The organism is Chryseobacterium camelliae, from assembly GCF_002770595.1.
Taxonomy (GTDB): Bacteria; Bacteroidota; Bacteroidia; order Flavobacteriales; family Weeksellaceae; genus Chryseobacterium; species Chryseobacterium camelliae.
Genome location: NZ_CP022986.1, coordinates 2,005,954 through 2,018,461, shown reverse-complemented (window position 1 = coordinate 2,018,461; position 12,508 = coordinate 2,005,954). Strand labels below are relative to the sequence as shown.

The 12,508-nt window shown below is 39.4% G+C and carries 11 protein-coding genes; 5 read left to right on the top strand and 6 right to left on the bottom strand.

The features are described 5' to 3' along the window. Window positions 1–103: 103 nt before the first annotated feature. Together CGB83_RS09175 and CGB83_RS09170 are read right to left on the bottom strand one after the other, a co-directional pair. Entirely contained in the window at window positions 104–1,291 is a 1,188-nt protein-coding gene (locus CGB83_RS09175) for an oxygenase MpaB family protein (protein WP_100075529.1), read from the bottom strand. A 75-nt stretch (window positions 1,292–1,366) separates the two neighbouring features. Then, window positions 1,367–2,164 carry a LuxR C-terminal-related transcriptional regulator gene (locus CGB83_RS09170; protein ID WP_100075528.1) on the bottom strand — a complete coding sequence of 266 codons (798 nt, stop codon included), beginning with the start codon at window positions 2,162–2,164 and terminating at the stop codon, window positions 1,367–1,369. Window positions 2,165–2,336: 172 nt separating this feature from the next. Here CGB83_RS09170 and CGB83_RS09165 point away from each other — a divergent pair, with 172 nt between their 5' ends. Beyond that, window positions 2,337–3,290, top strand: a complete 954-nt coding sequence (locus CGB83_RS09165; protein ID WP_157761381.1) for a hypothetical protein — start codon at window positions 2,337–2,339, stop codon at window positions 3,288–3,290. A gap of 65 nt (window positions 3,291–3,355) precedes the next feature. Here CGB83_RS09165 and gap read toward each other — a convergent pair whose 3' ends face one another. The 4 genes from gap to CGB83_RS09145 all read right to left on the bottom strand — a co-directional run bounded on the left by gap (window position 3,356) and on the right by CGB83_RS09145 (window position 7,753). Further along, entirely contained in the window at window positions 3,356–4,360 is a 1,005-nt protein-coding gene (gene gap, locus CGB83_RS09160) for a type I glyceraldehyde-3-phosphate dehydrogenase (RefSeq protein ID WP_100075526.1), read from the bottom strand. A 29-nt stretch (window positions 4,361–4,389) separates the two neighbouring features. After that, window positions 4,390–5,376 (bottom strand): 6-phosphofructokinase, encoded by a 987-nt coding sequence (gene pfkA / locus CGB83_RS09155; RefSeq protein WP_100075525.1) that lies wholly within the window; start codon window positions 5,374–5,376, stop codon window positions 4,390–4,392. 209 nt (window positions 5,377–5,585) lie between these two features. Further along, entirely contained in the window at window positions 5,586–6,344 is a 759-nt protein-coding gene (locus CGB83_RS09150) for a TIGR03915 family putative DNA repair protein (protein ID WP_100075524.1), read from the bottom strand. 149 nt (window positions 6,345–6,493) lie between these two features. Then, window positions 6,494–7,753 carry a putative DNA modification/repair radical SAM protein gene (locus CGB83_RS09145; RefSeq protein WP_100075523.1) on the bottom strand — a complete coding sequence of 420 codons (1,260 nt, stop codon included), beginning with the start codon at window positions 7,751–7,753 and terminating at the stop codon, window positions 6,494–6,496. A gap of 147 nt (window positions 7,754–7,900) precedes the next feature. Here CGB83_RS09145 and CGB83_RS09140 point away from each other — a divergent pair, with 147 nt between their 5' ends. The 4 genes from CGB83_RS09140 (at window position 7,901) to CGB83_RS09125 (ending at window position 12,493) form a co-directional block, all read left to right on the top strand. Next, window positions 7,901–9,232, top strand: a complete 1,332-nt coding sequence (locus CGB83_RS09140; protein WP_100075522.1) for a hydroxymethylglutaryl-CoA reductase, degradative — start codon at window positions 7,901–7,903, stop codon at window positions 9,230–9,232. 163 nt (window positions 9,233–9,395) lie between these two features. Next, window positions 9,396–10,466, top strand: coding sequence for a hypothetical protein (locus tag CGB83_RS09135; RefSeq protein ID WP_100075521.1), 1,071 nt, complete (start codon window positions 9,396–9,398; stop codon window positions 10,464–10,466). A gap of 94 nt (window positions 10,467–10,560) precedes the next feature. Beyond that, window positions 10,561–11,874, top strand: coding sequence for an AAA family ATPase (locus tag CGB83_RS09130; RefSeq protein ID WP_100075520.1), 1,314 nt, complete (start codon window positions 10,561–10,563; stop codon window positions 11,872–11,874). Further along, on the top strand, window positions 11,864–12,493 hold the full coding sequence (locus CGB83_RS09125; RefSeq protein WP_100075519.1) for an RloB family protein: 630 nt from the start codon (window positions 11,864–11,866) through the stop codon (window positions 12,491–12,493). Before CGB83_RS09130 ends, CGB83_RS09125 begins: the two co-directional genes overlap by 11 nt. Window positions 12,494–12,508 lie beyond the last annotated feature (15 nt).

The window sequence follows — 12,508 nt, the reverse complement described above, 5'->3', positions numbered from 1 at the left end:
TGCGTTATTATTCAGAAAGCCTCAACCGGGTTTACGAGAGCCCCGTTTCTATTTATTACTTGCTGGTTAAGAGCGTTTATTTTCTGTTGAAAGCATTTGTAAATTAATGAAAATTAGAATTTTGTGTAATGCTGTGGTAATCATTCAGCACTTTCATCTGGCTTGCATCGCCTTTCCTGATTCTTTCTTTACAGCTTACTACGGTATCATAGATTTTGTTGAGCGTCAGCTTGGTTACCGGAAAGGCTTTTTTCAGCGGAACATCAGGAATCTGAAGCCTGTGGCAGACTTCGTTATCCAGCAGAAACCATGTACAGCAGATATGCAGGTAGCGTAGGTTTTTCCTCTGGAAACGATATTTCAGCATAGGGTTTTCCAGGGATTCGTTGAGTAAGGAATGGGCAAGCAGGACAGAGTCCTGATCGGCTGAAGGCTGGTTGGAAGTCCAGAGGTAAAAATATTCGGTAGCCTGTTTTTTATTATCCGGCAGCAGTTGTTCCGGTATGCCCAGTAAATAGCCGACATATTTCCACAGATGGAAAATACCCAGTTCTTCTTCCTTCGAAAACCGGTTGCCAAGCTTATGCAGGCTGTGCAGGAATACCAGGCTGAATCCTGTATAGGTAGCCATCATATCCCATGAGTTGATAGGCTCGCCCCAGTTTTCAGTATCCCATTCTTTATAGTGTTTCTTAATGGAAAGCCGGGCATACGAGTGGATCATCCGGGTTTTGACGGCAAATTCATATCCTTTTGCATGGAGTTCCAGCGCATCATACCGGGTAACATTTACCCAGAAATCCAGCGTCTCGGAAAGCCTTTTTACAGCTCCCTTTTTCAGGGCACCGGTAATGATCAGCGGTTTATTGAGGTAAGCAAAGTCATAACCGCCCATCAGGCAGTAATCACGGAGTGAGATGAGCGAATCCAGGTTGCAGCGCATACACAGTTCGGCACCACTTCTGAGGAGGTTGTAATCCAGCCAGTCAGGAATCTTCTGGGTTTGCAGGAAAAGCTGCTTCACGCTTTCAGGGATATCATCCTGTTCTGAAACCGGATTCCGGATGAACTGTTCGATTGCTTTTGACGCTTCCGGAAACGAACGGGTGAAGTAAATGTCTTGTACAACTTTGTCTCCGGCTTCATCGGTATGGTAAACAAACGGTGCAAACTTCTGAAAATGATCAAGGCTTACTTCGGCGCCGGAAAATTCAATCAGCTGCTTTCCGTTACCTGTAGTCCAGAAATCTATAAAGTGTCCGGAATCTGAAAATCTCGGTCTTGTCATCATACGCTTTCTTTATGCTGAAAGTACAATTTTTGCACCGCAACGGACAATGAGCTTTATCATGCTATCAGCTATTATTTACAGGTATCCCCACTCAAAAGCTTTCTTGACCAGTTCTGAGCTGTTTCTGGCATCTGCTTTTTTCAGGATGTTTTTCCGGTGTGTCCGGACCGTTTCTTCAGAAATATTCAGCATACCGGAAATTTCACATGTAGCATATCCTTTTGCAATACAGTTGAGGATTTCCACTTCTCTTGTGGTAAAGACCACAGCAGTAGATTTTGGAAAATCGTCTTTTTTGATCCATTGCATCTGGTGGAAATCTTCCCTTCCATTGATGCCGGAAACCAGTACGATGTAAGAATTATTCTGTGTAATATGCTCAATGTGCGTATGGATGTTCACAGCCTGTAAAAGCCTTCCGTTTTCGTCTTTATAGGTATGCAAAGCCTGATGGTGAAAGAGGCCGTAATTGCCTTCGGGAGTCCTCATCCTGAAGCAGTAGCTGGTTTTAAGCTCGTGCTGGTAATCAAAGCCATTGATTTGCTTCATTTTTTCTATAGACATTCTTTCGGCCTCCATCACAAATTCAAGGTCATCAGGATGGATCAGGTCTATAATGTCTTTCAGGTGTACAGGATATTTGCTGAGGCCGTGCATCTTCAGGATATTTTCATGATGATGGCTGATGGTACTGTCTGCAAAGTTAATAACGTAATAATAAAACTTACCCGGAGCAAAAACTTCTCCGATGATCTGTTCGATAGATGGAACAGGCAGTATCCTGTTGTCGTTTTGCAGTATTTCAGGGTAATCGTTCCATACCTCAATAAGAGGATGCGGTTTTTTGGCTTGGGTCAGATATTTTTTAGTCATGGTTAATGTTTTTCTAAAATTACTGAAAATTCTCAAAATCACCCTTTTGGGGTATTTTCAACACCCGGGATGTGTTGTAGTTTTACAGTATAAACCATGAAAACTCAATTCTTAACCACTTACGGTTTAAGGATGAAGTTTTCTAAATATGCTTAATCTTAAACTAATAATTATGAGAACAAAAATTGTATCCCTTATGCTATTTGTATGGATAGGAACTGCAAATGCTCAAATTACTCTGGATAATTTGCAAGTATTTCAGGACACTAAATCTGATAAGAAATTTTCTAATGATATTTATAATCCGATCAACTTCACAACTATTACTGAACGAATGCCCAAAGCTAATGGCTCTAATACAACATATGAATTTATGTTGAATGCAGGGCTTGATTATCTTAAAAAAGGTTCGCAGATACATATAGATTTCACTAAGAAATACTTGGATGCCTTAGGTACTAATTGTCAATTGCAGGTATTGGCATACATTCAAAGAAAAGATAAAACGATCAAACCATTAAATGTTTTTGGATTTACTGTTGTTGAAGACAAATCACAAAATGCTGAATCTATGAAGAATGGAAATCTGAATTCAAACGATATTCAATATCTTTATACAGTTAAGACTGACAAAAAAAATGGAGAATCATATTCCGGAGAAGTTAACCTTGCATGGGAAGAAATTTCAAATGATGATAAGATAGTATTGCATATAACCAACAGAGCTAAAAATAATACCGGGTTTACAATGGTCTTGGTGTATGATGAATTTGGATGGAAACAAAGTCCGACAGGAGGTTTTAGTTTTGTTAAAATTGCAGAAAAAGAATTTACAGAGTTTTCTCCGGCAGCAAGTATTGGATATACCTTCAGATATCAGCCACGAAAATCAAGTTCTTTTTGGCTTCATTTTTTATCTCCAAGCTTCGGACCAATGCTTCATGTGTTTCAAAATAATGAAAATACCACAATTGGCGCAGGATTATCTGTTTCAACTTTTTACAATATGGTAAGTTTTGGAGGAGGATGGACAATCAATGGAGTAAATCATAATAAACCCTATTTTTCTATTGGACTTAATTTTATAGAAAGTTACAATACTTTAACCGGTCTGTTAAAGAAGTGATATGAATTAAAAAACCTTCCTGATGGAAGGTTTTTTATTACTTATTGCTTATCGCTCATTACCCATTACAAAGAAGCTGCGTGAATCAGCATGTCTACTAATTTGTTAGAGTATCCCATTTCATTGTCATACCAAGAAACAAGTTTCACGAAATTAGGAGAAAGCATGATTCCGGCATCTTTGTCGAAGATAGAGGTTCTCTTATCTCCTACGAAATCCTGAGATACCACAGCATCTTCAGTGTATCCAAGGATCCCTTTCAGTTCTCCTTCGGATGCTTCCTTGATGGCTGCACAGATCTCTTCATAAGAAGCGGCTTTTTCAAGCCTTACAGTAAGGTCAACCACAGATACGTCTACGGTTGGTACTCTGAAAGACATACCCGTTAATTTTCCGTTCAGTGAAGGGATTACTTTACCTACTGCTTTAGCAGCACCGGTAGAAGACGGGATGATATTGTTCAGAGCAGCTCTACCGCCTCTCCAGTCTTTCATGGAAGGACCGTCAACGGTTTTCTGAGTTGCTGTAGTAGCGTGTACGGTAGTCATCAGACCTTCTTCGATCCCGAATTTATCGTGGATTACTTTAGCCAAAGGTGCTAAACAGTTGGTTGTACAAGAAGCGTTGGATAAAATTTTGATATCGTCAGTAAGCTCTTTGTGGTTTACTCCCATTACGAACATCGGCGTATCATCTTTGGAAGGAGCAGAAAGGATTACTTTTTTAGCTCCGGCATTGATGTGTTTGGCAGCATTTTCTTTATCCAGGAAAAGCCCTGTTGATTCTACGATATAGTCTGCACCTACTTCATTCCATTTAAGGTTGTTCGGGTCTTTTTCAGCAGTAACCCTGATCTTTTTTCCGTTTACCACAAGATCATTTCCTTCTACGGAAACTTCTCCCGGGAAAATACCGTGTACAGAATCATACTTCAGCATATAAGCCATATATTCTGCATTGATCAGGTCATTGATTCCTACTACTTCGATGTTATCTCTTTCAGTCATTGCTCTGAACACAAGACGTCCGATTCTACCAAACCCGTTGATACCTACTTTAATTGTTGACATAATAGTTTGTTTTAATTATAAAAATAATATTAGATTGCTAAGATTTCAGAAATCAGCAAAAGATCTTTATTGATTTCATTATGTTTTTTAATGGCTTCCTCGATAGGGGTAAACACCAGTTCGTTGGAACGCATGCCTGCCATTACGTTGGTCTGTCCGTCCATCAGGCCTACGACAGCACCAAAGCCCAGTCTGCTTGCTAAAACCCGGTCTGCACAGCTTGGAGAACCTCCCCTCTGGATGTGCCCAAGTACAGTGACGCGGATGTCATAATCCGGGAATTCATCTTTCGTCTGCTTAGCCAGGTCATAAACATTCCCCAGCTTTTCCCCTTCTGCAACGACAACAATGCTGGAGGCTTTCCCTGTTTTTTCAGCATTTCTGAAGTTCGCAAACAGGTCTTCCATGCTGTCTCTGGTTTCAGGGATAAGGATATCCAGTGCACCTGTTGCCAGTCCGCTGTTCAGCGCGATAAAGCCTGCATCCCGGCCCATGACTTCCACAAAGAAAACCCTGTTGTGGGAAGTGGCCGTGTCACGGATTTTATCAATGGATTCCATGGCCGTATTCAGGGCAGTGTCATACCCGATGGTATTGTCTGTACCGAAAATATCATTGTCAATGGTTCCGGGAACACCCACAACCCTGATTCCGAATTCTTCGTTAAAGATTTTTGCTCCTGTAAAGGTTCCGTCTCCGCCGATGCAGACTAAACCGTCTATACCCAGCTTCACACAGTTATCGTACGCTTTCTGGCGTCCTTCCTTGGTTTTGAACTCCATGGAGCGGGCTGATTTGAGGATCGTACCGCCCTGGTTGATGATATTTTTAACGGAACGCGGGCCCATTTTCAGGAAATCCCCGCTGATCAGGCCGTTATAGCCTTCTCTGACTCCGTAGCATTCGATATGATAATAGTTAGCGGTTCTTACGACCGCTCTTAAGGCTGCGTTCATCCCCGGAGAATCTCCTCCTGAGGTAAGAACCGCAATTTTTTTCACAGCACTCTCTTTCATCTGGTAAAAAATTTCGAACACAAATCTACAAAAACAAGTTCAGATAATGGCAGTAACTGCATAAGACTTTTGGATATTATCCGTTAAAAACTTATGAAATTTACAGGATTGAAAATATAGCCTGCCGTTTTTATCTTTTGAACCAGTAATCACATCACAATGGATAATGTTAACTAAAGCTGTCTGGACAATCTACCAGCATTAAAAGGCTACCATTTCTCCGTCAGGTACTTCCAGTAGCGCTTCGGGACATGCTGGAGGTGCAGTTTGATGTTCTTGCGTTCTACAATGTTGGTTCGGGTAAAATACCTCTGCCATAGCGTCTGGTAGCTTTTCTCCTGATCATGGAATTTCTGCTCATATTTTTTCAGGTCGATCTTTTCATCAGGATAAAAGAAGTCACAGGTTTCCAGGTCATACAGGATACCGTAATTCCGCCTGAGATCGTAAATCATCCACTTCTGGTCCTGATACCGGTCCTTGAAATGTTTCCGGATCAGCGGAAGCACATTGAAATCGGGATCGATTTTGGCAAAGAAAACTTCATCCTGCATTTTTTCAAAGCGTACGAAGGCCGTCATCCGGTGTCTCTCGCGGCTTACTGATTTGCAGATCTTGGAAATTTTCAAAATATGGCTGTCGGCATAATTCTGCAGGACATTTTCCCCGGGAAACTGTACGGATTGCCTCACGGCAGATAAAATTAATTGCTCGGCTTCAGGATCCTCAGACAGGTAAACTTTTAACAATTCATGGATGCCCTGTTTCCCTATATTCTGCTCCAGCTTATTCAAAACCCGCTCGGACTTTTCCTGCTGGGTAATCACTTCATGGATATCTGCAAAAATATTCTCCTGATGAAAATTTTCCCTGCTTACGATTTCAACATCTTTATACCGGTATTCGAAAACCTCAAATACTGCAGTAAATAAGCCGTCGAAACTTCCGTCATAGAGTAGGGTAGTCATTAATTAATGCTAAATTTAATTTGAAAATGCGACAATTTGAAAATTATGGTTAAATCAGTAGCCATAGACTCAGATTTTGAAAAATTTCTGAAAGATTTTAAACGTAAAGATCCAACTTGAAATTTTTATGGCTTTTTGATTCAAAGAAATTAAAACAGGGTAAGCTGCTGGGAAAACTGATTGTGGAACTTAGATGAGCTTCCCCCAATGATCAGCTTCCTGAAATTTTTATCGGTGAGATACCTTAGATAAGCATTACCGGCATTAAAATCAATAAAATATTTAGCCCGGTTAACGGCAGCGCCTAATTTCGTCAGGTGATCCATGGTAAGTACCTGGAAACGCCTCGCACTGACAATTTTTTTGGCCGTTTTTACACCAATCCCCGGGATTCTTAAAATCATCTGGTAATCGGCAGTCTGAAGGTTAACCGGGAACTGGTCAAGATGCCTCAGCGCCCAGCTCATTTTAGGGTCTACTTCAAGATCCAGGAACGGCATGTTCGGGTCCAGGATTTCTTCTGCCTTGAAGCCATAAAACCTCATCAGCCAATCCGACTGATATAAACGGTTTTCCCTGAGCATGGGAACTTCCGTTGTTAAAGCCGGAAGGCGCTTATCCTCCAATACCGGTACATATCCTGAGTAATACACTCTTTTCAGGCTGAAATTTTTATAAAAGTGATCCGCCACTTTGATGATCTGGAGGTCATTTTCATTGGTCGCACCCACAATCATCTGGGTAGACTGTCCTGCCGGAGCAAATTTCGGAACTTTCCTGAAAATCTTCTTTTCATCCTTATACTGGTCGATCCCTTTCTGGATGTACTTCATCGGATTCAGCATATCCTGGCGGTTCTTCTCAGGAGCCAGAAGCTTAAGCCCGCTTTCGGTGGGGATTTCAAGATTAACGGAAAGCCGGTCTGCATATAAAGCGGCTTCCTGCATCAGTTCGTCGCTTGCTCCAGGGATGGATTTTAAATGGATATACCCGTTGAAGTTTTCTTCCAGCCGCAGCTTTTTGGCTACCCTTACCAAACGTTCCATGGTCGTATCTGCATTTTTAAAAATACCGGAGCTCAGAAATAATCCTTCAATATAATTCCTGCGATAGAAATTAATGGTAAGGTCTACAACTTCTTCTACGGTGAATGCAGCTCTTTTGATATCATTCGAACTTCTGGATACACAATAGGCACAGTCGTAAATACAGTGATTGGTCAAAAGGATTTTCAGGAGTGAAACACATCGTCCGTCCTCAGTATAGGTATGGCAGATGCCGCTGACTGAACTGTCGCCCAGAGCCCCTTTTTTGTTTTTCCTCGTTCCTCCGCTGGACGAACAGGAAACATCGTATTTCGCTGCATCGGCAAGGATTTCAAGTTTTTCTTTCAGACGGTCAAAATTCATTCTTTAAATTGAAAATCTTTATGTTAGATGAAATTTATACATCAAATGTAGGGCTAAAAATTGACAAATATCAACGTTTTTTGATTGAAGTTATCAACAACTGAAAGTTACAAAATCACTATATTTACGCTTCTTTAAAGTAACACTATGAATCATCAACCGGTGGAAGGTTTCTCCAAACTTTCCAAGCAGCGAAAAATCGATTGGCTAATCTCAGAATACCTCAGCAATGATCGCACTTACGAGCAGATCCTACAGCAATATTGGAATAATAATGCCGAACTTCAGAAGCTCCATGAAGAGTTTTCTGAAAATACGGTGTCGAACTTTTACATGCCTTACGGGATTGCCCCCAACTTCCTGATTGACGGAAAGCTGCTGGCTCTTCCCATGGCTGTTGAAGAAAGTTCCGTAGTGGCAGCCGCCTCGAAGGCAGCCAAGTTCTGGATTGATAAAGGGGGATTTAAAACAACCATCATCAATACTGAAAAACTGGGGCATACCCACTTTATATTAAACGTAGAACCGCATAAGTTATTGCATTTCTTCAACTTCAGGCTGAAGAAAAAACTGTTTGAAGCCACGGAAGATATCACCGCCAATATGAGAAAGCGTGGCGGCGGGATCCTGGATATCAAGCTGATTGACAAAACGTCTGAAATGGCCAACTACTATCAGCTGAAAGCCAGCTTTGATACGGTAGATTCCATGGGAGCGAACTTCATCAACTCCTGCCTGGAGCAGTTCGGGAAAACCCTGAAACAGGAAGTGTCAGACAGCAATGATTTCTCCCTGGAAGAAAAGGATTCGCTCCAGATTGTAATGAACATCCTTTCCAATTTTACCCCGGATTGCATCGTACGAGCTGAGGTTTCCTGTAAAATTGAAGACCTGAAGGATGACAGCGGGATTTCCAATGAGGAATTTGCCCGGAAATTCAAGCAGGCAGTAACCATTGCTGAAATTGAACCTTTCCGCGCTACTACGCACAACAAAGGAATCATGAACGGGGTTGATGCTGTAGTTATTGCTACCGGGAATGATTTCAGGGCTACGGAAGCCTGTGCCCATGCCTATGCCGCAAGAAACGGGAAGTATTCTTCCTTAACGCATTGTACTACCGATAACGGTATTTTCAGGTTCTGGATCGACCTTCCTATTTCTGTAGGAGTCGTAGGAGGCTTAACGAATCTCCATCCGCTGGTGAAATTCTCACTGGCACTTTTGGGCAAACCATCCGCGCAGGAGCTGATGAGTATATTAGCGGTGTCCGGACTGGCCCAGAATTTCGGGGCACTCAGGTCTTTAGTGACCACAGGAATTCAGAAAGGCCACATGAAAATGCACCTGCTGAATATCCTGAACCAAATGGGCGCAACTGAAGAGGAAAAACAGCATTTTGTGACGTATTTCAAGGATAAAACGGTGAGCCATCATGAGGTAATCCATGAATTTAACAGACTGAGAGGCCGGTCATGATACAGGTCATCCTGTCTGTTGTATTTCTGATTTTCGGTGTGTTTTTAAAGGTAACCCGTCATCCCGGCTTCAGGAGTTCCAAGAGGTTTTCTGTACTGTTCATCATCTTAGGAACGTTAACGCTGACGGCGAAATTAATATTAATCTATTTAGCATCAAAGCAATGAAAAAGATTGTTGTATTGTGTACCCTGATTTCCGGCTTATGTTTTTCCCAGCAGAAAAACGTGAGAATTACCGATTTGCCGCCGAAATCAGAAGACTTCGTTTTTCCGCTGGTTGCGTATCCGCAGAATGCCGGGATAGAAAGTAAGATCAATACATTCCTGCAGGTGGACCGGCTGGAACATGTTCCCGGCGGAACAGGAAATCCTTTTCAGAAGGTGGCGGCCAGTGAAAAGTCACCTTCTCAGTATGTTTATTTTTACAGCTGGAAAAAGATGGATGCTCCGGAAAATATTCTGAGTATGGCTATTGAAGGGGAAGCTTCAGGAGCGTATCCTGAAGGTTTCAGTGCATGGGAGAATTTTGACCTCCGGACGGGAAACGTAATCAATGCTGAAGACCTGTTCCTGCGTACAGCTGTAAAAACAGTAGAAGGCATGATTAAGAAAAAGGTACAGAAAGAAATCAATGATTTCCTGGTTAAATTAAAAGCTGAGAAAAACCCTTCTGAAGATATTCAGGATCAGATTGCCCTTTATGAGGGATGCAATACGGATTATCATATTTCGAGTATCGGATATTATTTCGGAAAGGATAAAATAACCTTTATTGCAGAACGGTGTTCCAATCATGCCATGAGGGCACTGGATGAGCTGGACAGCCATTTCATCGATTTTTCTTACCAGGAACTGGCGCCATACTGGACGCCGTATGCTAAAAATTTATTATCAGGCTCCCAGCACGTTGATCATACCGGCATCAGCAATAAACTGTATCATGGAAAGATTGACGGGAAATATCCTGTTACCGTCCTGATGGGCGAAGTATATGCTGACGGTTCCCTGTCCGCAAAGTACTGGTACGATAAAAATAAAAAACTGATCGAGTGGCACGGGAAATTGAAAGGAAACCATATTTCCCTTACCGAAAGCGATTATTACAGCGAGGAAGCCAGGCAATGGATGCTGAAAGGGTTTGTAGAAGCAGACCTGAAAGGCAATACCATTACAGGGACCTGGCAGGATTATGAAACAAAAAAATATTTAAAACTGGAATTAGAGGAGTTATAATGTTAAATTGACACCATAATTTAAAATTTGCTAAAAGTACTAAATTGAGTTTTTTGGTGTATTTTTGTAAATGAATTACAAAAATGAATAAAAAATGATAATTAATTTTAGCGTAGAGAATTTTGGCTCTATAAAAGAGAAACAGACATTATCTTTTTTAGCAAACAAATCTGATCATTTAGAAGATTATTATATTATTGAGCCGATAAAAGGTTTGCGTCTTAATAAATTGGCTTTAATTTATGGTGCTAATGCTTCTGGAAAAACTACTGTTTTAAAAGCTTTGGATTTTTTACAAGAAATTTGCACAAATCCTTTTGATCGGAAAACTGAAATGTTTGATTTTGAGCCGTTTCTTTTTAGTAAAGATACTCCTAGAAAAGATTCTAAATTTGAGCTAGAGTTTATTCAAAATGAAATAAGGTATTTTTATGAAGTTGAAATAAATAATAGATTCATTTCAAGTGAAAAGTTACATAATTTCAATCCTAACAAAGCATTGATTTTCGAGAGAACAACAAATTCAGAAAAGGAATTAACATTAATAAAATTTGGAAGTAAAGTTGATGTAAAAAAATCTATTGGAAAAGCAATTGAAATACAGACATTGTGGAATAATACAGTATTAGGAGCATTAGTTAAAACAAATTTTGATGTGGAAGATTTAGCAAATGTCTCGGAATGGTTTAATGCTTACACAAATTTTTTTAGTACAAATTCAGATTCAAAAGATTTTTTTACTACTCAAATTGATTTAAATAAAATTAATAAGAATATTATTATTTCATTTTTAAGAAAAGCGGATTTTAATATTTGTGATTTGGAAGTTAACAAAAAAGAAGACTCACAGCTTAGACAGTTTCTTTTAACATCAATTAAAGAAGCAAAAAATGATAATGAAAAGAGCAGATATATTGATATGCTGAATTCTGAAGTTGTGTTTAACAGACAATTATACTTTTTTCATACAGTAAATAATGTTAATTATAAATTAAATATTAATCAGGAATCTTTAGGTACTCAACGATATTTTGAGTATGCAGGTTTATTATCAATTTTATTGGAGGAAAATACTCTACTTCCAATAGATGAGTTAGAATCTTCGCTTCACCCTGATCTATTTAATCATTTTCTTTTAACCTATCTAGTAAATGGAAAGAAAAATTCTCAATTGATAGCGACAACACATAACAGAGAAATTCTTAGTAATCGTGATTTGTTTCGTGATGATGCCATTTGGTTTACCAATAAAAATGAAGACTCTGCTACTGAATTATATTCTTTAGCGGATTTCGATAGTACTGTTGTTAGAGATACCTCCAATGTTCTAAATGCTTATAAATCCGGAAAATTAGGAGGTATTCCGAACCTTGGAGACTATTATATTGATTTAGAGAATGAAAAATAGAAAAGCGTTCTTTACTAAAGGAAAAAAGACTTATGCAATTGTCGGCGATGGTGATTGTGAAAAATGGTATTTTCAGCTATTAAAAGAGAAAGAACAGCTTACAATTAATATCCAGCCACAATTATTAAAAAAAGCTACTCTTACAAAGCAATATGAATATGTAAAAGAATTGGCGAAAACGTTTGATAAAGTTTTTTGGATTGTAGATTATGATGTAGTAGACAGGGAAACTAAAGAATGTAAAAAAGGTGAAGAAAAACGTAGTTTAGAATTTGCAAGGTATTATAAGGATTTAGTTTTATTTGAGAACGTTAAGATATTAGTTGTTAATACTTGCTTTGAATATTGGTTATATCTCCATTTTAAATATTCTAAAAAGAATTATAAAGATTGTGATGAGACAGGCAAAGATTTGAAAAAAGAATTTCCAGTTTATGAAAAAACAGAGAAATTTTATAAGAAGAATAATGCAGATATTTATTCTACCTTAAAACCTAAACTGTCTACAGCAATTTCGAATGCGTCTAAACTAGGAGATTTTGATATGCAAAATCCTGATAATCCTGTTTGCGAAATATATAAGCTATTTAAAAAAGATGGAAGTTTTAATGATGATTAGGAACAAATTAATATA

Bases quoted from the DNA above. Each gene is read 5' to 3' on its own strand.
- CGB83_RS09170 (WP_100075528.1), bottom strand. From the start codon at position 2,164: ATGACTAAAAAATATCTGACCCAAGCCAAAAAACCGCATCCTCTTATT.
- gap (WP_100075526.1), bottom strand. From the start codon at position 4,360: ATGTCAACAATTAAAGTAGGTATCAACGGGTTTGGTAGAATCGGACGT.
- CGB83_RS09130 (WP_100075520.1), top strand. From the start codon at position 10,561: ATGATAATTAATTTTAGCGTAGAGAATTTTGGCTCTATAAAAGAGAAA.
- CGB83_RS09150 (WP_100075524.1), bottom strand. From the start codon at position 6,344: ATGACTACCCTACTCTATGACGGAAGTTTCGACGGCTTATTTACTGCA.
- pfkA (WP_100075525.1), bottom strand. From the start codon at position 5,376: ATGAAAGAGAGTGCTGTGAAAAAAATTGCGGTTCTTACCTCAGGAGGA.
- CGB83_RS09165 (WP_157761381.1), top strand. From the start codon at position 2,337: ATGAGAACAAAAATTGTATCCCTTATGCTATTTGTATGGATAGGAACT.
- CGB83_RS09175 (WP_100075529.1), bottom strand. From the start codon at position 1,291: ATGATGACAAGACCGAGATTTTCAGATTCCGGACACTTTATAGATTTC.
- CGB83_RS09145 (WP_100075523.1), bottom strand. From the start codon at position 7,753: ATGAATTTTGACCGTCTGAAAGAAAAACTTGAAATCCTTGCCGATGCA.
- CGB83_RS09125 (WP_100075519.1), top strand. From the start codon at position 11,864: ATGAAAAATAGAAAAGCGTTCTTTACTAAAGGAAAAAAGACTTATGCA.
- CGB83_RS09140 (WP_100075522.1), top strand. From the start codon at position 7,901: ATGAATCATCAACCGGTGGAAGGTTTCTCCAAACTTTCCAAGCAGCGA.
- CGB83_RS09135 (WP_100075521.1), top strand. From the start codon at position 9,396: ATGAAAAAGATTGTTGTATTGTGTACCCTGATTTCCGGCTTATGTTTT.